Below are 19,481 nucleotides of genomic sequence, written 5' to 3'. Positions count from 1 at the left end.
CGTATGACAGCACCACAGCACCACCACGACACCCTGCGCTGGGGCGTACTCGGCGCCACCTCCTACATCGCGACCCATCTGATGCCGGCCATCGCGGCGACGGACGGCTGCGCGCTCTCGGCAGTCGCCAGCCGCCCCGAGCGGGCGGCCGCCGCGGCGGAACTCGGCCGCCGGTTCGGCGCCACCGTCCACCGCGACTACGCGGCGCTCCTGGCCGACCCCGGGATCGACGCCGTCTACATACCGCTGCCGAACACCGGCCACGTCGAGTGGACCCTGCGGGCGCTGGCGGCCGGCAAGCACGTCCTGGTCGAGAAGCCCATGGCGATGGACGAGGACGGCTGCGCACGGATCGAGAAGGCCGCCGAGGCCGCCTCACGGACCGTGATGGAGGCCTTCATGTACCGCTTCCACCCGCAGCAGCGGCGCGCCGCCGACATCCTCGCCTCGGGCGAGATCGGCGAACTGCGCCTCGTGCGGGCCTCCTTCGCGTTCCGCATCGAGAGCGGCAGCGACAACATCCGGCTGGACCCCGCCCTGGGCGGCGGCGCCACGTGGGACGTCGGCTGCTACGCCGTCGACGCGCCACTGCTGTTCTTCGGGCAGGCACCCGAACGGGTGAGGGCCCGGTTCAGCAGCCGCCCGGGCCTCGCGGTCGACACCAGCGCGGTGGCGACCATGGACTTCGGACAGGGCCGTTCGGCGGTCGTCGACTACAGCATCGACTACGGCCCCCGCGCCGCGTACGAACTCCAGGGCACTCATGGCACCGTCATGGTGCGCAACGCCTGGGCCATGGACGCCGAGGACGGGGTCGTCACCGTCCTCACCCAGGACGGCGTCCGCGAGGAGACCGTCCCGGCGGCCGACCACTACCGGCTCCAGGTCGACGCGTTCGCGCGGGCCGTACGCGACGGCGTCCCCGCGCCGATGTCGCTCTCCGACTCCCGGCGCACCGCCCGGGTGGGCAGCGCGCTGGTGGCGTCCGCGGCCGCCGGCGGCGCCGCCGTGGAGACCTCGGACGACGCGCCGGAGCCCCGGTGACCTCGACGGGATCGCCGGCGGTCACCCGCAGGCTCACGATCTTCGTCGCGTCCATCGGCGGGTTGCTGTTCGGTTACGGCACGGGCGTCATCGCCGGTGCCCTGCCGCTCGTCAGCGCCGACTACGGCCTCTCGTCCTGGGCCCAGGGCGCCGCCGTGTCCGCCGCCCTGCTGGGAGCCGCGCTGACGGCTCCCAGCAGTGGGCGGCTCGCGGACCGCTTCGGCCGGCTCCCCGTGATCGGTGCGGCGGCGGCGGCGTACGCGGTGGGTTCTCTCGCGTCGGCGGCGGCCGACGGCGCCGGGCTGCTCCTGGCCGGGCGCTTCCTCGTCGGCCTGTCGCTGGGCGCCACGTCGTTCGCGGTACCCCTGTACATCTCCGAGATCGCGCCACCGGCGCGCCGGGGCGCACTCGTGACGCTCAACCAGCTCATGATCACCATCGGGCTGCTGTCGTCCTATCTCGCCGCCTACGCCCTGGAACCGGCCGGAGCCTGGCGCACGATGATGGCCGTGGGCACCGTGCCCGCCCTCCTTCTGCTGGCCGGCATGTTCCTCGTCCCCGAGTCCCCGGACTGGCTGCGCGGCAGGGGGTACGGCCGTCGGGCGGCGCAGGCGGCGGCCCGGCTGGGCATCGAGCTGGGGGATGCCCCGGCCGAAGAGGGCCGGGAGGCGGAAGGCCGGACGCCGGGCAGCCGGACGGCGGCAGGGCGGACGGCTGCGGGCCGCTCGCGTGGTGTCGGACTGCGGTCGGCATGCCACCGTGCCGGCCGCCGGTGGGTGGCACTGGGCCTCGCCATCGCGGTCCTGGTGCACCTCACCGGCCTCAACACGGCCATCTACTACGCGCCGACGATCCTGGCCTCCAGTGGCCTCACATCGGCCGGAGGCATCATCGGCTCGATCCTGGTGGGTACGTGCAACGTCGCGGCCACGGTGATCACCGTCATGTTCCTCGACCGCTGGGGACGGCGGCCCCTGATGATCGGCGGCCTCCTCGTGATGGCGCTCACCGCCCTCGGCATCACCTTCGCCGGGCTCTTCGGCCACGAGGGCGCCGTCACCGCTCTGCTGCTGTGCGTCTTCATCACGGCCGGGGCGGTCGGCCCCGCCGCCGTGTTCTGGGTGTACATCTCCGAGATCTATCCCTCGGAGGTACGGGGAGCGCTGATGAGCCTCGCCACGGCGGCCCACTGGGCGGCCGACTTCGTGGTCGCCACGACGTTCCTGCCGCTGGTCCAGCAGCTGTCGCTGGCGGGCACGTTCGCGCTGTACGCGGCCATCACGGGCGCGTCGGCGCTGGCACTGGCACGCTGGATGCCCGAGACGCGGGGTACACCACTGGTGGCGACCGCACGCCCGGCCGCCGTCGCGTACCACGCCGACTGACCGCCGCCCCTCCCCCACCGCCTCCGGTCGTCCCACCGCCGAACCCGGCCCCCGCCAGGGACCGCCGCCCGACCCCGACCGACCGCCCCGCACGAACCCGTACCGACCCGAAACGATCCGTACCGACCCGACCCGACCCGGAAAGCGCCTCCCACATGCATCCCGACCTCGCCCCGCGCCACGCCAACTGCCTGCTGTTCGACTGGGACGGCACCCTGGTCGACAGCCAGTACGCCAACTACCGGGCCATGGCGTCCGTACTGTCCCCCGAAGGCGTCGACCTGGAACAGGAGTGGTTCGACGCCCGCACCGGCCTGTCCTCGGCCGAGATGATCCGTACCCTGGCCGACGAGCGCGCCCTCGCCCTGTCCCGCCCGGTCGACGCCCTCGTCGCCGACCGCGACCGGATGTTCCTGGAGAACGCCCATACCGTACGCCCCCACCCGGAGGTGCTGAGCGTCGTCGAGGCCATGCACGGCCGGGTCCCCATGGCGGTGGCGTCCGGCGGGGCCCGCCACGTGATCGAGGCGACCCTGCGCCACCAGCCGTTCCGCGAGCACTTCGACGCCCTGGTGACGCGTGACGACGTCGAGCGGGGCAAGCCCGCACCCGACATCTTCCTGCGCGCGGCCGAACTCCTCGGGGCCCATCCCTCGCGCTGCACCGTCTACGAGGACAGCGACGAGGGCATTAAAGCGGCCCACGCCGCGGGCATGACGGTCATCGACGTGCGCCCCTACACCGGCCCGCGCTCCCGGTCGGGCGCCTGACGTCGCGGCAGGCGGCGGACCGTAGGGCGCGCCCGGGCGGGGACGCGGGGCCCCGCGCGGTGACCGCCTGGCTTCGCCGGGTCGCCGGCACTAGAGTCGTGCCGGTGATTACCTGTGTGGTCGAGTACGTGATCGACCCGGCGAAGACCGAGGCGTTCGAGCGCTTCGGCCGCCGCTGGATGGAGTTGGTCGGCCGGCACGGCGGCACGCACCACGGGTACTTCCTGCCCGCGGAGGGCGCCAGCGACAAGGCAATGGCCCTGTTCAGCTTCCCCAGCCTGGCCGCGTACGAGGAGTACCGGACGCTCTTCGGCCGGGACCCCGACTTCATCGAGGCGGACCGCATCAGGGACGAGAGCGGCTGCGTACTGCGCTACGAGCGCACCTTCATGCGCCCGCTGCTGCCCGGCACGCCCTAGCGGACGGGCGGACACCAACCGCCCGCACGGGACGGCCTGTTCGTCCACCGCGTCAGGGGCCGGGCGTACCGCTTCCTCCGCCAGTACGCGCGGGTCGGCAGGGAGCACGGCGCCTGAGACGGAAGCCGGGGGGAGCACAGGGCCCCGGAGCAAGCGCTCCGGGGCCCTGCGCGCACCTGGCCGCGGGTGTCAGGCGGGGGTGATGTTCTCCGCCTGCGGGCCCTTCTGGCCCTGGGTGATGTCGAAGGTGACGGCCTGGCCCTCGGTGAGCTCGCGGTAGCCGTTGCCGTTGATGTTCGAGTAGTGCGCGAAGACGTCGGGGCCGCCGCCGTCCTGCTGGATGAAGCCGAAGCCCTTTTCGGAGTTGAACCACTTCACGGTTCCGCTGGCCATGCCGGTGCCTCTCAGTCGATTTCGGGCTCGCACCGCGCGGGCCCGGAGGTGATCGCCCTGGTCCCGCACTGCACACAGCAAGAAGCCCACGCTTCAACGTGGGCAGGAACTGCGAACCACGACATCTACCAATGACGCTACACCGCGACAGAGCCGATCACCAGAGAGCAACTACTTGTCATCCAGGGGACGTCGCCACTGGATGGGGATTCCCTCTTTCGCGGGACGGGCCGGCCGGCGGACGACCGGCCCCTGTACGGCTGCGCTGCTGCCCGGGACGACCCCGGGACGGAGGAGCTCAGGCGCGCCGCAGCCAGTCCCGGTCCAGGCGGCCGGCCAGCCCGGCGCCGGTGAAGGCGGCCTCCAGCACGTCGCGGCCCTCGGTGAAGTGGGCCCAGCTGTCGTGGTGGACGGGGACGACGCGGCGGGCGTCGAGCATCCGGGTGGCCTCGACTGCCTGGGCACTGTCCAGGACGATCGGTCCGCCGTCGAAGAGCACGGGGAAGCGGGGGGCGCCGGCGAAGAGGATGGCGGTGTCCACCGGGGCGAAGCGCGCGGCGATCTCCTCGACCGCGCCGAGCGAGGCGTTGTCGCCGCTGACGTAGACGGTCGGCAGCCCTTCCCCGGTCAGCACGAAGCCGACGACCTGACCGGTGAAGGGCTCGACCTGCTCGCGCGGGCCGGGGCCGTGGATGGCGGGGACCGCGGTGACGGTGATCGTGCCGCCGCCGGGGCGGTCCAGTTCCACGGACTCCCAGTCGGCCAGACCTCTGGCCGTGTCGCCGAGCCGCTGTCCGCCGCCAGGGGTGGTGAGGGTGAGGGGGACGTCGGCGAGCAGGGCGCGGCCGGAGTGGTCGAGGTTGTCGGCGTGCTCGTCGTGCGAGAGCAGGACCACGTCGATGGGACCGAGGTCGGCCGGGGTCGCGGCGGAGGGGGCGGTCTTGGTCAGCGTCGGGCCGGGCGTGGGGTAGTCGCCGGGGCCGTCGAAGGTCGGGTCGGTCAGGAAGCGCAGGCCACCGTACTCGAAGAGGGCGGTGGGGCCGCCGAACGTGCGGACCTGGATGTGCTCGGGGTGCTGGGACATGCCCCTCATTCCTCACGGGTAATTCGAATGTTTTCCGTGAGTGAGACTAGGCGGGCATCACGGAAAAGCGCAAGGCATACCATGAGGGCATGAAAGAGGCCCTGGATCACGAGATGGCGCGGAGCGCTCTGCCGCCCGCCCCGGGGGCCGACCGGTACCGGTCCCTGGACTTCGCGGACACCGCCGCGACCCTCCCCGCCGGCCAGAGCTACGACCTGCTCGCCGAACCCAGGACCGCCATGTGCTGGCTCGCCGCGCACGAGCTGACCACTCCGGACATCCGGCTCTACGAGCTGTGCGCGCGACGCATGCGCACACTGCGCGGTCACGTCCGGGCCCTGTTCGCCGCCGCCGTCGACGGCTCCACCCCGCCCGAGGAGTCCCTGCGGGCCGTCAACGAGGCGCTCACGGCCGTGCCCAGCGCCCCCCTGCTCGCCTGGGACGAGGCGCACGGGATGCGCCGGGTCCAGGCGCACCCCACCGACCAGGCCGTCGGCCACGCGCTGGCGACCCTCGCCGCCGACGCCGCCGACCTGCTGGCGGGTCCGGACGCCGGTCTGCTCGCGGCCTGCGCGTCCGCGCCCTGCGACCGCTTCCTGCTGCGCACCCACGGCCGGCGCCACTGGTGCTCCACCCGCTGCGGTGACCGCGCCCGAGCGGCCCGCGCCTACGCACGCCGCAACCGCGCCTCCACCTGACACCCCGGCACGTACCGCACCCGGCGCCGCCGCAGGAGCGCCGGCCGGGTGAGGCCCCGCGCCTCGGGTCCCCGGCCCCAGGCCGACGCCGCCCATCGGCACGCGTGGCCGGCGATCCCCGGGAGCGGCGGCCGACGCCCCGCTCGCGGCCGGGGCTCAACTCCCCGACACCACCGCAGAGAGCCGCAACCCGGACACCTCACGTGGTTGCGCGCAAACACGGGGAACACCACAACTTTCGTCCGCATAACGAACGTTGACGTACGCCTGAAGGACAAGAACTGGTCAAATACTTGATCAGTATCTGTCAACCGATGGCCATCTCCTGGCACTCTCGCAGCCATCCCCACCACCCCCACGGACCGAGAGAAGGAGACCATCGTGTCCCCGCACTCCCGCACCTCCCGCGTCTCCATACGCGCCGCCGCCCTCGCCGCCTCCGCCGCCATGGTCGTGCTGGGTGTCCAGGCCGGCACCGCCACCGCCACCGCAACCGCCTCCGTGGACCGTGCGGCGGGCACGTCCGCCGTCCCGCCGAGCACCTCCCCGCTCAACTCCTCCCCGTTGAGCGCCTCCCAGCGGGTGACCGCCCTGCGGCAGGCCCAGGCCGGCGCCGCCACCACGGCCCGGACCATCGGTCTGGACACCGCGGTGGAGAAGCTCGTCGTCCGCGACGTCGTGAAGGACGCCGACGGCACGGTCCACACCCGCTACGAGCGCACCTACGCCGGCCTGCCGGTGCTCGGCGGCGACCTCGTCGTCCACACCGCCAAGGACGGCAGGAGCAAGGGCGTCAGCAAGGCGACCGCCGCCCGGGTCGCCGTGGCGAGCACCGACGCGGCCGTCACCCCGGCCGGCGCCCGCAAGGGCGCGCTGACCGCCGCCGCCGATGACGCCCCGGCGGCCAAGACGACCACCGACGCGCCCCGCAAGGTGATCTGGGCCGCCACCGGCAAGCCCACCCTCGCCTACGAGACCGTCGTCCACGGCCTCCAGCACGACGGCACGCCGAGCGAACTGCACGTCATCACCGACGCCACCACGGGCAAGCAGCTCTACACCCACGAGGCGATCGAGACCGGCACGGGCACCAGCCAGTACAGCGGCACCGTCCCGCTGGGCACCACGCCCGGCACCTCCGGCTACACCCTCACCGACGGCGCCCGTGGCAGTCACCGGACGTACGACCTGAACGGCGGCACCACCGGCACCGGCACCCTGTTCAGCGACGCCGACGACGTGTGGGGCAACGGCCTGCCCTCCAACCGCCAGACCGCCGCCGCCGACGCCCACTACGGGGCGGCTCTCACCTGGGACTTCTACAAGAACGAGCTGGGGCGCAACGGCATCGCCGGCGACGGCAAGGCCGCCTACTCCCGCGTGCACTACGGGAACGCCTACGTCAACGCCTTCTGGTCCGACCAGTGCTTCTGCATGACGTACGGCGACGGCGCGGGCAACAGCAGGCCGCTCACCTCCATCGACGTGGCCGGCCACGAGATGACCCATGGTCTGACCTCCCGCACGGCGGGCCTCCGCTACAGCGGTGAGTCGGGCGGGCTCAACGAGGCCACCAGCGACATCATCGGCACCTCCGTCGAGTTCTTCGCCAACAACGCCAACGACACGGGCGACTACCTCATCGGCGAGAAGATCGACATCCACGGCAACGGCACCCCGCTGCGCTACATGGACAAGCCGAGCAAGGACGGCAGCTCCGCCGACAACTGGTCGAAGACCGTGGGCAGGCTCGACGTGCACCACTCGTCGGGTGTCGCCAACCACTTCTTCTACCTGCTGTCGGAAGGCAGCGGCGCCAAGACCATCAACGGCGTGAGCTACAACTCCCCCACCTATGACGGCTCCACCGTCACCGGCATCGGCCGCGCCAAGGCGTACCGGATCTGGTACAAGGCCCTGACGTCCTACATGACGTCGACCACGGGTTACGCCGGTGCCCGCACGGCCACCCTCCAGGCGGCCACGGACCTGTACGGCGCGGCCGGCGCCGAGTACCAGGCGGTGAACCGCGCCTGGGCGGCGGTCAACGTGAAGTGACGCTCCGCGTGTGAAGTAACGATTCCTCCCCCGTGGGTGCGGCGACCTCGTCCCTGTCGCCGCACCCACGCGCGCTCCCCCCGCCCATATCCGCGGGCGGCGTCACCGGGCGGCGTGCCAGGATGGGCCCATGTCGTCGCGACCGGAATTCGGGGACGGGTTACGGGCCGAGCTGGGCTCCCCCCGGCGCTCCCGCAGGCTGAGCAGCAGTCCGCGCTCCCGTGTCTGGCGGGTCGAGTTGCCGGACGGATCGGCTGTGGTGAAGCAGATCGTCGACGGCCCGGACGCGGACGAACGGTACGCCCGCGAGGTGGCCGCGCTCCGGCTCGCCGCCCGGGCGGAGCCGCCCGTGGTGCCCGCGCTGCTGGCCACCGATCCGGGCGAGCGGCTGCTGGTGCTGGAGCGGCTGGACCACCGACGCCCGTCCAGCGACTGGATCGTCGGCTACGCGGCCGCGCTGGCACGCCTGCACGCCACGGCCGGTCCGGGGGACGCGGGGGTGCTCCCCCGGTGGCGGGGCCCGAGCCGGGCCGACATCGACTCCTTCCTCGCTCTCGCCCGGGCGCTCCGGGTCCCCGTCGGCCCCGGCGTCCCCGGCGAACTCGACGACCTCGTGGCCCGCCTGGCCGACCTGCCCGGCCACGCCCTTCTCCACGGGGATCCCTGTCCCGGGAACGACCTCCACACCGCCACGGGCGTCAGGTTCGTCGACTTCGAACAGGCGTCGCTGGGCAGCGGCGTGATGGAGCTGGCCTATCTGCGCATCGGTTTCCCGACCTGCTGGTGCGTCACCGCCGCGTCGGCCCCGCTGCTCGATCGGGCGGAGCGCGCATATCGTACGGCGTGGCGGGCCGCGACCGGGTCCGAGTGCCGGGACGGCCTCGCCGACGCGTGCGCCGGCTGGCTCGTCCGTGGCGATGCGCTGGTCGAGCGGGCACGCCGGGAGAGCGTCGACCACCTGGCCCGGGTTCCGCACGAGGACTGGGAGTGGGGCACGGCGACAGCACGGCAGCGGCTCGTCCACCGGCTCGGTGTCGTCAGCGGGACGACCGCCGGCCATGCCCCGCTCAGCGGCCTGAGCGGCCTGACCGCCGGCATGCGCCAGGCCATGCTCTCCCGCTGGCCCTCACTTCGGCCGGTCCCGACGAGGCGTCCGTAGACGTCGTACGCCACCCCGGCGCGTCGGGGTGGCGGCGCGTCAGCGGCAGCCCGCCGAAACGGCGGGTGCGTGGGCCGCGACCCCGGCGCCCGCCACCTCGACGGCGGGATCGTGGCCGTCCCTCCGGTGATCGGACTCCGGCGCACCGGACGTACCCGGTGCGTCACGCTCCACCGGCCGGCGTCGAAGCGGTACGGGACGGCGTGGTGGGCGCGTGGCGGGGGCGGGCGTCATCGCCCGTACGTACCGGTGCGTCCGCTCAGTCCGAGGGGGACACGGGCGCGGCGCGGAGCTCGTCCAGCCCCGGGAAGGGGTTGTCCGGCCGGAGCATCCGGTACGTGGCGTCGATGAACGACATCGGCGCCCACTTCGACGGCTGGTCGTCGACCTGGTGGACCACCGCCTCCAGGATCCGCTCGCGCAGGTCCAGCCAGGGGAACGCCGACCGCGCGGCGTCGAGCACCGCCCGGTCCACCTCCTCGGCACCGAAGCCGAAGACGTCGGCGCCGACGCCGAGGTGGGTGAGGGCGACGACCGGCTGCTTGTGGGCGGCGATCTGGGAGGAGGTGTGCAGGGCGACGGCGTCCCAGACCAGGTCGGCGGCGGAGTCGGACAGGCCCTGCTCGCGGACGAAGCGGGCGGCCCGGTAGGCGCCGTCCACTTCGAACCGGTTCGGGCCGTTGCCCTCGTCCGTCAGTCCGATGTCGTGCAGCACGGTGGCGAGGAAGAGGGTCTCGTCGTCGAAGTCGGTCCCGGCGAGGAGTTTCCGCGTGGCGGCGATGCTGCGGGCGTAGAAGTAGCTGCGAAGGCAGTGGTGGAGCAGGTATGCGGGCGAGTGTTCGGTGACGAAGGCGACGGCCGCCTCGGTGGCCCGTGTCCGCGGCCACCTCGCGATCGCGTCGGGCAGGGAGTCGAGCAGGGTCATCGCGCGTCCTCCCCCCGTGCCCGGAGCCCGGCCGCGACCGCCGTGGACGACCACGGCTCCCCCGCGTTCCGGTGCTTCCCCGGTGGGGCGTACCGGACCGCCCGGGTCTCGTGCACGACGTGCATGTCTTCGCCTCTCTCAGCTGGTCCGAGGGGTGTCGCGGACACGCTACGAGGGGCGGGGAGCGGCCTACGATGGTCGGATGGACAACGTTCCCAAGGATCCGGCCAAGGTCGCGGTGGTCGTGCAGCCGGGCTTCGTGCTCCTGGACGTCGCCGTCCCCCAGCAGGTGTTCGGCCGCTGGCCCGACCACCTGGCCGCCGGCCGGTCCGGGGGCTCCCCCTACGAGTCGGTCCTGGTGGGACCGGCTTCCGCGGGCGGGCCGCTGTTGCCCATGGGGGTCGAACCGCTGGACCGGCTGGACGAGGCCGGCACCGTGATCGTCACGGGAGTGGAGGAGCCCGCGGTGCCCCCGGACCCGGAACTGGTCGAGCGGCTGCGGGACGCGTACGACCGGGGCAGCCGCATGGTGTCCATCTGTACCGGCGCGTTCGCCCTGGCGGCGGCCGGGATCCTGGACGGCCGGAGCGCGACCACCCACTGGTACTGGGCGGGGCTGCTGCGGGACCGCCACCCCCTGGTGACGGTCCGTGAGGCGGAGCTCTACGTCGAGGACACCGGCGTCTTCACGTCGGCCGGTGTCCTCGCGGGAACCGACCTGTGCCTGCACCTGCTGCGCCTGGACCACGGTCAGGCGGTGGCCAACGCGATGGCCCGTTTCCTGGTCAGTCCGCCGCATCGCGAGGGAGGGCAGGCGCAGTTCATCGAGTCCGTCCCGCGCCCGGACACGGAGGGCATCTCGGGGGTGATCACGTGGATCCTGGAGCACCTCGACGAACCGCTGACCCTGGAGTCGGTGAGCCGTCACAGCCACATGAGTACGCGCACCCTGCGCCGCCGGTTCCGGGCTGCGACCGGAACGAGCGTCATGACCTGGGTCGCCGCGCAGCGTGTGGCCCGCGCCCGCGTCCTCCTGGAGACCACTCGCCTCGGCATCGACGACATCGCGCACCGGTGCGGATTCGGCTCCTCCGAGTCGCTGCGCGTGCATTTCACCGCGCTGACCCGGACCAGCCCCTCGCGCTACCGCCGCACCTTCGCCGACTGATCGCGGGGTACGCGGGGCCCGGGGGCCAGGGCCTGCCACCGGGCGGGCGGACCTGGCCGCTCTCCGGCCAACCGGCGGCGCCCCCGCGGGCCGACAGGCCGGTCCCGCCCCGTACGCGCGTCACCTCCGCGGGCGGTCCGGGGCGGCGGCTTCGAGTTCGGTGATGCTGCCCGACATGAGGGTGCGAACGTGTTCGGTGATGTGCTCCGCGGGCCAGTCCCACCAGGCCACCGCCAGCAGCCGGGCGATGTCCCGGTCGTCGTACCGGGTACGGATGAGGCGGGCCGGGTTGCCGCCGACGATGCCGTAGTCCGGCACGTCGCCGGTGACCACGGCCCCGGAGGCGATGATCGCGCCGTGGCCGATCCGTACACCCGGCATCACCGTCGCGCCATGGCCGAACCACACGTCGTTGCCGACGACGGTGTCTCCTCGGTCGGGCAGGCCGGTGAGCAGGTCGAAGTGGTCGGCCCAGGAGCCGCCCATGGTGGGGAAGGGAAACGTCGAGGGGCCGTCCATCCGGTGGTTGGCGCCGTTCATGATGAACCGCACCCCCGTGCCCAGGGCACAGAACCTACCGATGATCAACTTCTCCGGCCCGTAGTGGTAGAGAACGTTCCGCGTCTCGAACGCGGTCGCGTCGTCCGGGTCGTCGTAGTAGGAGTACTCCCCGACCTCGATCAGCGGGGACTTCACCAGTGGCTTCAGGAGCACCACCCGCGGCTGGCCGGGCATCGGGTGGAGCACCGTGGGATCGGCGGGCACAGGCATGGGGATGCGGTTCCTCATCGGTAGCGGGGTCCGGTCCGGTCCATGATCGCGCCAAGGGCCGTCGCAGGACACCGATTTGTCACCCGGAGGAACCCGCCGCGCTCCCGTGGCTCGGAACCGCTGCGGGCGCAGGCCCTCGTTCCGGCCTTCGCCGCGTACCCCACCGCTGGAGTACCCCGAAGCGCCCGCAGCGCGGGGCCGGGCCCGGAGCGAACCGGGCTGGGCCACGGATCGCGTCCTCGGGCCCGACCGGTGGGGCCTGTCGGCAGGCCCCACCGGTAGGGGCTCCCGCCCGGTCCTGTCGGTTGGGGCCGGCCTCGGTGCGTCTCCCCACGAGCGGCCGGTCAGCCGCCGATGGGCTCCACGTCTCCACGCTTCAGGCCGCTCCGCACGACGGACACCAGGGGCGGCGTCGTCGGGCGGCGCCGGCCCGCGGCGCCGCTGGTCAGACCGACCATCTCGTCGACGCAGGCCAGCAGGTCGTCCCCGGCGGCCACCTGGCGGAGCCGGTGTGCGGCGCTGCCGTTGGCCAGTGCCCGTTCCGCGAGCTCGCTCACCGTCTCCCAGTCGCCGCACGCCTCGAGTTCGGGGCGCAGGCGCGTCAGCATCGTCCGGATCACCCGGGCCGCCGGTGCCGGCCGGTGGGACACCGGGTCGATCAGGTCCCCTTCCAGGCCGGATCGCGCGGCGCGCCACGTCGCCGCTCGCAACCACTCGTGACGGCCGCGGCAGCGGGGCCTGGGCTCGTTGGCCAGGCGCGTCTCCGCCCATGTGACCATGGCCCGGAACAGGCCGGTGATCATGACCGCCGTCTCGGCCTCGGGGCAGGCGTCGCAGACGCGCAGTTCCAGGGTGGGCTGATGGTCCGAGGGCCGCAGGTCGTAATAGATCATGCCGGCGTCGCTCACCACGCCGGAGTCGATGAGCTCGGTCACGGCGGCGTCGTAGGCCGCCGCATCCGGGTAGCAGCCGACCGGACCGGCGGTGGGCCAGCGCTGCCACACCATCGTGCGCCAGCTCGCGTATCCGGTGTCGGCGGCGTTCCAGAAGGGTGAGCTGGCGGAGAGGGCCAGCAGGGCGGGTATCCAGGGAGCGATCAGGCACATCATGCGAACCGCCGTGTCCCGGTCGGGCACCTCCGCGTGCACGTGGAGGCCGCAGATCAGCTGCTCCTGCGCCACTTGCCCGTACTCGGAGACCATGTGCCGGTACCGGCTGCCCGGCGTCACCGACGGGCCCCCCTGGGGAAGGAACGGCACCGTGCCGGCCGCCACCACCGCCAGCCCGTGCCGGGCGGCGGCTTCCCGAAGGTCGCCGCGCGACCGGTTCAGGTCCGCCAACAGGCCGTCGAGCGTCGTATGGACGTCGCTGTTGGTCTCGACGGCGCACTGGAGGAGTTCCGTCGTGTACCGCTTCTCCGGCAGGCCGTGCAGAACGGAACCGGCGCGGGGGACGGGCTCTCCGGTCTCCACATCGAGTACGTGGAATTCTTCCTCCACCCCGATACGAACCGTCACGGGCACTCCCTAAAGACAGGGTGCGGCGTCGCCGCACCTCATCGCTGCGCGTGCCCCGAAGATCCAGTACTACGCCTCGGATGTTCACGTGTTCCGCACGGTGCGCACATGAGCGTCACGGTCGCGTCGGTGGGTCCGGACGGTTTCGCTCCGCAGCGCACGGCGAGGCCGGTACCGCGTCTCGCGGTGCGCCGCGGAGGGTGCGCGGCGGTGGCCGGCTGCGGGTGGCACCGCTGCCGGGCGGTGCGGTGCGGAACGTGGAGGTGGGTCCTCCACCTGTCCCCCGCCGGCCGGGTCGCCGTGTCGTGCCGGGTCGTGCCGGCAACGCCGGCCGGTGGGGGGTGGGCCGGATCCCGTGGCCGTTACGAGACGGCTCCCCGGGTCCGCAGTTCTTCGTTGATGCGCTGGGCCTCTTCGAGCTGGTCTTCGAGGATCACGATGCGGCACGCGGCTTCGATGGGCGTGCCCTGATCGACGAGTTCGCGGGCGCGGGCGGCGATGCGCAGTTGATAGCGGGAGTAGCGACGGTGGCCGCCTTCGGAGCGCAGGGGGGTGATCAGGCGGTGCTCGCCCAGGGCGCGGAGGAAGGCGGGGGTGGTGCCGAGCATGTCGGCGGCTCGGCCCATGGTGAACGCGGGGTAATCGTCGTCGTCGAGGCTGTCGACGGGGCGGGTACTGCGAGGGGTCATAAACCTCTTCTTCCAGGGGACGCGTCGAGGGGCTCGGGTGCCGTGCGGCACCCGAGCCCCGAGCTTTCAACACCATCTACCGGCCGACTCACATCGGCCTTCGTTTTCCGCTGCGGTCCGCCTGGGAGGGCGGAGGAGCGGGGATCGCGGTTGCGTGACCGGGGACCACCTTCCAATCCGGGGCCTGCGGTACCCGAGCGGGTGTTCTGCTCGCCCGGGCGATCCTGATGGCGTCTGCTCCTTACCTCTTTCGATCAACTACTTGTACTGCTGGATGTTGCGGTACCGCTTCTGCGGCCCCTGGGGCCGCTCGGCCCGGCAGCCAGCGAGGGAACCCATCACTTCCGGCCCCGCCACTCCACTGCCGTTCCGCATCTGCTCGCACGGCAGTCCGTCTCTGCCGTGCCATCTGCGACTTCTTGGCTACGGGTAGAACCCTAGCCCTCTTACGACGGCATGTCTACCTTCGCCATGACAGATTTTCTTCCGCACACGAGACGGCATACCTCTGCCCCCAGGGACACCAGCCGGCGGGCCGTCCGCGTGACCGGTGACATCAGTCGTTTCGCCCGCACCTCCGACCAACCGTCCCCCACTGCGGCGCGCCGCTGGAAAAATACCCCCCAGGGGTATAATCTCGAAGCATGGGCCACCAAGGGCAGCGGCTCGCGCACGACGGAATGGGGATGACTGCCATGGACCACAGCGCACACGACCACGTCGGCGCTCCCGGCCACGCCGCACACCGCGACCACCACGGTCACGGCGGGCACGACGATGGCGGCCACCCCGCCGGGGCGTCGTGGAGCACGGCCGCCAAAGCGACCCTGCACTGCCTCACCGGGTGTGCCATCGGCGAGATCCTCGGCATGGTCATCGGCACGGCCCTGCTGTGGGGCAACGTCGAGACGATGGCCCTGGCGATCACGCTTGCGTTCCTCTTCGGGTACTCGTTCACACTGTTCGCCGTCCGGCGGGCCGGCCTGGACCTCAAGTCCGCGATCAAGGTCGCGCTGGCCGCCGACACGGTCTCGATCGCCGTGATGGAACTCGTCGACAACGGCATCATCGCCATGGTCCCGGGGGCGATGGACGCCCACCTGAGCGACGGGCTCTTCTGGGGCGCGCTGCTGGGGGGATTCGCGGTCGCCTTCGTGATCACGACTCCGGTCAACAAGTGGATGATCGGTCGCGGCAAGGGCCACGCCGTCGTCCACGCGTACCACTGACCGACGGCCTCTTCGTCGGACCGTGCGCAGGTGGAGGGCCCCGCCCGGGGCCCTCCACCTGCGCACGGTCGCACCGTCACCGCTCGGCCCCGTCGCGACGCTCCCCCTCCGGTCGGCGACGTCGCCGGCAGCGGCGCGAAGCCCGACCAGCCACCAGCGACCGGCAATCAGCAATGCGTGCACATATCTGAATACCGGTCAGCTCGCGGCCCGGCAGAGCGACTTCAGGTGATCGTGATTCCTGTTTCTGAATCCAATCGGTGCGCGGAGCCTTGTCACCCCCAGGGGCGGCCCCTATTGTCGCGGCCAGAAAGCGCTTTCCCGAGTCATCCGCCGTCGCCCGGCCGAGCCGACGGTGGCGAGCGGCCGCGCCATCGAGGCGCCGCCGGCAGGCGAAGACGAAAGGGCAGCCACCATGAAACGAACCGTCGGACTACGACTTTGCACGGCGCTGGCCACCGTGACCCTCGCGGGCGCGGCCGGCACGGTTCTGATACCCGAGGCGTCGGCGGCAGCCGGCGGCGCCACCGGCTACGCGACCCAGAACGGCGGGACCACCGGCGGCGCGGGCGGGCAGACGGTACGGGCCACCACGGGGACCGCGATCCACGCGGCCCTGTGCGGCCGGGCCAGCAGCAGCACCCCGATCACCATCCAGGTCGAGGGGACGATCAACCACGCCAACACGGCCAAGGTGTCCGGCAGCAGTTGCAGCACCGCCGCCGGCGTGATCGAGCTGAAGCAGATCAGCAACGTCACCATCGTCGGTGTCGGCAGCGGAGCCGTCTTCGACCAGCTGGGCATCCACATCCGCGACTCGCGCAACATCATCATCCAGAACGTGACGATCCGGAACGTCAAGAAGGCGGGCTCCCCCACATCCAACGGCGGTGACGCCATCGGCATGGAGAGCAACGTTCGCAACGTCTGGGTCGACCACACCACACTGGAGGCGTCGGGCGGCGAGTCGGAGGGCTACGACGGCCTCTTCGACATGAAGGACAACACGCAGTACGTGACCCTGTCCTACAGCACCTTGCGCAACTCCGGTCGCGGTGGCCTCATCGGCTCCAGCGAGACCGACACCTCCAACGGCTACGTCACCTTCCACCACAATCTGTACGAGAACATCGACTCCCGTGCGCCGCTGCTGCGCGGGGGAATCGCCCACATGTACAACAACTACTACAAGAGCCTCAACGAGTCGGGCATCAACTCCCGCGCCGGCGCCCGCGCCAAGGTGGACAACAACTACTTCGAGGACTCCAAGGACGTCCTCGGCACCTTCTACACCGACGCGGCCGGCTACTGGCAGGTCAGCGGCAACATCTTCGACAACGTGACCTGGTCCGCCCGCGAGGGCGACCACAACCCCGCCGGGCCCAACCCGCAGTCCAACACCACCGTGAGCATCCCGTACGGCTACGGCCTGGACGCCGCCGGCTGCGTACCGGCAGTCGTGAGCCGTACGGCGGGCGCCAACAAGGGCATGCAGGTGTCGGACGGCAACTGCACGCCCCAGACGCCCAACCCGACCCCCACACCCACACCCACACCGACTCCGACCACGCCGACGCCGACCCCGACGCCCACCCAGCCCAGCGGCACCAACCTCAGCATCGGGGCGGGCTCCGACGGATCCAGCAAGGCCGACGGCACCAGCTACGGCAACGTGCGGGACGGCAACCTGGGCACGTACTGGTCGCCGGCCGGCTCGACCGGGAGCGTCTCGATCAAGTGGGGCTCCCCCGCCTCGGTGTCCCGCGTCAACATCCGGGAGGCGGCCGGCTCCGAGGGGAGCATCCGTTCCTGGCGGCTCGTCAACGGCGACACCGGCGCCGTCCTGACCTCCGGCAGCGGGGCGGGAGTCATCTCCTTCGCACGCACCTCGCTCCAGAAGATCACCCTCGAGATCACCGGCTCCACCGGTACGCCGCGGGTCGCCGAGTACGAGACCTACGCCGGGTAGTCGCCCCTCCGCGCCCCTCCCATCCGGGTCCGACTCCGCCGGACCCGGCCACCGGTGCTCCCGCCCGGGCAGGGGGGAACGGCTCACAGGTGCCCGATCCCGGGGCGCCGGCCGCCGACGCAGTGGCTCGGTACGCGCGTTCGGCGCGTGGGGGGGTACGGCGGTCGCTCGTCCCTCAGCCGTGGCCGGGGCCCTGGCCGTGGTGCGGCGCCATGCCTTCCAGCAGGTGGCCGAGCGCTCCCACCACCAGGCGGCCGACCTCGTCGGCGTCCGCGCCGGCCAGCGGCTGCTTGGCGACGACCACCCGCATGAGGCCGATGCCGACGAGCCAGGCCAGGGCCAGGTCGGCACGCAGGCCGCTGTCGTCGGCGTCGCTCAGGGTGGCCAGCGCCCGGGCGTAGTCGTCGCCGAGCGCGGTGACCGCCGCGGACACCTCGTCGCCCGCCCCCACCGACCGCAGCAGGGTCTCCAGGGAGCGGCTGGAGCCGGTGTCGCCGCCGTCCGCGGTCGGCGGGGCGAGCATGCTCGCCAGTACGGTCTCCACGAGCCGTTCCGGCGCGGTGCTGCGCAGTTGCTCCGTACCGTCGCGTGACACCACTTCCCCGAACAGGGCCCGCTTCGAGCCGAAGTGGCGGAAGAGGAGCGCCTGGTTGACCCGGGCGCGGGCGGCGATGTCCCTTACGGTGGCCCGTTCGTACCCGCGTTCGGCGAACAGGGCGGACGCGGCGTCCAGCAGTCGTTCGCGGGTCGGCGCCCCGTCCCGTACACCGCCCTTGTCCCGGACCGGTGCGGGTGCGGGCGGGGGTGCCGGCGCGACCGGGGGTACCGGTCGTGCCCGCGGCTCCCCGCGCGACGGGACCGCCCCGGCGTCCGTCCTCCTGGCCACCACCTGCCACCCCCTGTCCGTCCGGCCCACCGCGCGTCACGAGCCCGCGCGAGGCGCCGTTGACCGCCCTGGTGCCCCACTCTAGGTTGGTAAGCAGCTGCTTACACAGGGAGGTTCGCCATGACCGCCACGCACGAACAGGGGCCGCTCACCTATCCGTTCAACGAACCCGAGGGACTGGGGCTCGCCGACGCCTACGCCAGGGCGCTGGAGCACCCCGGGCTCTTACGCGTACGCATGGCCTACGGCGAGCCCGCCTGGCTGGCCACGCGGTACGCCGACGCCCGGCTCGTCCTCGGTGACCGGCGCTTCAGCCGGGCCGACGCGCTGGAGCACGACGAGCCCCGCCAGTCCGAGGGGCAGCAGGACGCGGGCATCCTCAGCATGGACCCGCCCGAGCACACCCGGCTGCGTACCCTCGTGGCGAAGGCCTTCACCGTGCACCAGGTGGAGAAGCAGCGACCGCAGGTGCGGGAGCTGGCGAACGGGTTCCTCGACCGGATGGAGGCCATGGGCCCGCCGGCCGACCTCGTGGAGCACTACGCCCTGCCCATCCCCGTGGCCGTGATCTGCCGGATGCTGGGCGTGCCGGAGGAGGACCGCCCGAAGTTCCGGGTCTGGAGCGACGCCGCCCTGTCGACCAGCTCGCTGAGCGCCGAGGAAGCGACCCGCAACCGCGAGGAACTGCGGGCCTACATGCGCGCGTTGATCCAGGACCACCGCGACCACCCCCGCCCCGACCTGATGACCGGCCTGATCGAGGCCCGTGACACAGGTGACCGTCTGACCGAGCTGGAACTGGTCGATCTGTGCGTCGGCATCCTCGTCGCCGGGCACGAGACCACGGCGAGCCAGATCCCCAACTTCGTGTACGCCCTCCTCGAGCATCCCGAGCAGCTGGCCCTGCTGCGCGAACGGCCCGAGCTCATCGCCGGCGCCGTCGAGGAGCTGCTGCGCTTCGTGCCGCTGGGCAGCGCGGCCGCCTTCCCCCGGTACGCCAAGGAGGACGTCGAGGTGGGCGGCACGCTGGTACGCGCCGGGGAACCGGTCCTCGTCGCCGTCGGCGCCGCCAACCGCGACGCGCTGAAGTTCGGCGCGCCGGGCACGCTCGACGTCACACGCACAGGTGTGCAGCACCTCGGTTTCGGGCACGGCGTCCACCACTGTCTCGGCGCGCCGCTGGCGCGGCTGGAACTGCAGGAGGCGTTGCATGCCCTGATCGCCCGTTTCCCGGCGCTCCACATCGCCGGTGATGTGGTGTGGAAGAACCGGATGCTGGTGCGCGGGCCGCGTGAGATGCCGGTGGGATGGTGACTC

At 72.2% G+C, this 19,481-nt stretch carries 18 protein-coding genes; 11 read left to right on the top strand and 7 right to left on the bottom strand.

Annotated features, from left to right (window positions below):
- The first annotated feature begins 3 nt into the window (after positions 1–3).
- The 4 genes from IE109_RS21135 (at position 4) to IE109_RS21120 (ending at position 3,618) form a co-directional block, all read left to right on the top strand.
- Positions 4–1,044 carry a Gfo/Idh/MocA family protein gene (locus tag IE109_RS21135; RefSeq protein WP_229891359.1) on the top strand — a complete coding sequence of 347 codons (1,041 nt, stop codon included), beginning with the start codon at positions 4–6 and terminating at the stop codon, positions 1,042–1,044.
- Positions 1,041–2,429, top strand: coding sequence for a sugar porter family MFS transporter (locus IE109_RS21130; protein ID WP_189552529.1), 1,389 nt, complete (start codon positions 1,041–1,043; stop codon positions 2,427–2,429). Before IE109_RS21135 ends, IE109_RS21130 begins: the two co-directional genes overlap by 4 nt.
- A gap of 155 nt (positions 2,430–2,584) precedes the next feature.
- The gene (locus IE109_RS21125; RefSeq protein WP_189552528.1) at positions 2,585–3,199 is read left to right on the top strand and encodes an HAD family hydrolase; all 615 of its coding nucleotides are present in this window, start codon (positions 2,585–2,587) and stop codon (positions 3,197–3,199) included.
- A 104-nt stretch (positions 3,200–3,303) separates the two neighbouring features.
- Positions 3,304–3,618, top strand: coding sequence for an NIPSNAP family protein (locus tag IE109_RS21120; RefSeq protein ID WP_189552526.1), 315 nt, complete (start codon positions 3,304–3,306; stop codon positions 3,616–3,618).
- Between the two features lie 189 nt (positions 3,619–3,807).
- Here IE109_RS21120 and IE109_RS21115 read toward each other — a convergent pair whose 3' ends face one another.
- Entirely contained in the window at positions 3,808–4,011 is a 204-nt protein-coding gene (locus IE109_RS21115; RefSeq protein ID WP_189552525.1) for a cold-shock protein, read from the bottom strand.
- A gap of 298 nt (positions 4,012–4,309) precedes the next feature.
- A complete protein-coding gene (locus IE109_RS21110; protein ID WP_229891357.1) occupies positions 4,310–5,095 on the bottom strand; it encodes an MBL fold metallo-hydrolase in 786 nt (261 codons plus the stop codon).
- A gap of 89 nt (positions 5,096–5,184) precedes the next feature.
- Here IE109_RS21110 and IE109_RS21105 point away from each other — a divergent pair, with 89 nt between their 5' ends.
- The 3 genes from IE109_RS21105 (at position 5,185) to IE109_RS21095 (ending at position 9,010) form a co-directional block, all read left to right on the top strand.
- Positions 5,185–5,793, top strand: a complete 609-nt coding sequence (locus IE109_RS21105) for an ABATE domain-containing protein (RefSeq protein ID WP_189552523.1) — start codon at positions 5,185–5,187, stop codon at positions 5,791–5,793.
- Between the two features lie 381 nt (positions 5,794–6,174).
- Positions 6,175–7,851, top strand: coding sequence for a M4 family metallopeptidase (locus tag IE109_RS21100; RefSeq protein WP_229891355.1), 1,677 nt, complete (start codon positions 6,175–6,177; stop codon positions 7,849–7,851).
- Between the two features lie 130 nt (positions 7,852–7,981).
- Entirely contained in the window at positions 7,982–9,010 is a 1,029-nt protein-coding gene (locus IE109_RS21095; RefSeq protein ID WP_189552522.1) for an aminoglycoside phosphotransferase family protein, read from the top strand.
- A 259-nt stretch (positions 9,011–9,269) separates the two neighbouring features.
- On the opposite strand, the gene IE109_RS21090 is transcribed toward IE109_RS21095, so the two are convergent.
- On the bottom strand, positions 9,270–9,935 hold the full coding sequence (locus tag IE109_RS21090) for an HD domain-containing protein (protein WP_189552521.1): 666 nt from the start codon (positions 9,933–9,935) through the stop codon (positions 9,270–9,272).
- Between the two features lie 202 nt (positions 9,936–10,137).
- Here IE109_RS21090 and IE109_RS21085 point away from each other — a divergent pair, with 202 nt between their 5' ends.
- On the top strand, positions 10,138–11,103 hold the full coding sequence (locus IE109_RS21085) for a GlxA family transcriptional regulator (RefSeq protein ID WP_189552520.1): 966 nt from the start codon (positions 10,138–10,140) through the stop codon (positions 11,101–11,103).
- A gap of 120 nt (positions 11,104–11,223) precedes the next feature.
- Here IE109_RS21085 and IE109_RS21080 read toward each other — a convergent pair whose 3' ends face one another.
- From IE109_RS21080 to IE109_RS21070, 3 genes are all read right to left on the bottom strand, one after another.
- Complete coding sequence (locus tag IE109_RS21080) at positions 11,224–11,874, bottom strand: CatB-related O-acetyltransferase (RefSeq protein ID WP_189552519.1); 651 nt, start codon at positions 11,872–11,874, stop codon at positions 11,224–11,226.
- A gap of 344 nt (positions 11,875–12,218) precedes the next feature.
- On the bottom strand, positions 12,219–13,391 hold the full coding sequence (locus IE109_RS21075; RefSeq protein WP_189552517.1) for a carboxylate-amine ligase: 1,173 nt from the start codon (positions 13,389–13,391) through the stop codon (positions 12,219–12,221).
- 362 nt (positions 13,392–13,753) lie between these two features.
- Entirely contained in the window at positions 13,754–14,080 is a 327-nt protein-coding gene (locus IE109_RS21070; RefSeq protein ID WP_189552516.1) for a MerR family transcriptional regulator, read from the bottom strand.
- A gap of 695 nt (positions 14,081–14,775) precedes the next feature.
- Here IE109_RS21070 and IE109_RS21065 point away from each other — a divergent pair.
- Positions 14,776–15,309 (top strand): DUF4396 domain-containing protein, encoded by a 534-nt coding sequence (locus IE109_RS21065; RefSeq protein WP_373297745.1) that lies wholly within the window; start codon positions 14,776–14,778, stop codon positions 15,307–15,309.
- 415 nt (positions 15,310–15,724) lie between these two features.
- Positions 15,725–17,278, top strand: coding sequence for a pectate lyase family protein (locus IE109_RS21060; RefSeq protein WP_189552515.1), 1,554 nt, complete (start codon positions 15,725–15,727; stop codon positions 17,276–17,278).
- A gap of 175 nt (positions 17,279–17,453) precedes the next feature.
- Here IE109_RS21060 and IE109_RS21055 read toward each other — a convergent pair whose 3' ends face one another.
- Positions 17,454–18,164 carry a TetR/AcrR family transcriptional regulator gene (locus IE109_RS21055; RefSeq protein WP_444545562.1) on the bottom strand — a complete coding sequence of 237 codons (711 nt, stop codon included), beginning with the start codon at positions 18,162–18,164 and terminating at the stop codon, positions 17,454–17,456.
- Positions 18,165–18,284: 120 nt separating this feature from the next.
- On the opposite strand from IE109_RS21055, the gene IE109_RS21050 reads away from it, so the two are divergent.
- Positions 18,285–19,478 carry a cytochrome P450 gene (locus IE109_RS21050; protein WP_189552513.1) on the top strand — a complete coding sequence of 398 codons (1,194 nt, stop codon included), beginning with the start codon at positions 18,285–18,287 and terminating at the stop codon, positions 19,476–19,478.
- Positions 19,479–19,481: the final 3 nt, after the last annotated feature.

Origin of the sequence: Streptomyces lavendofoliae (genome assembly GCF_014649735.1) — a bacterium.
Taxonomy (GTDB): Bacteria; Actinomycetota; Actinomycetes; order Streptomycetales; family Streptomycetaceae; genus Streptomyces; species Streptomyces lavendofoliae.
Note: the sequence above shows the minus strand (reverse complement) of the source record. Positions and strands in the feature narration are given on the sequence as shown.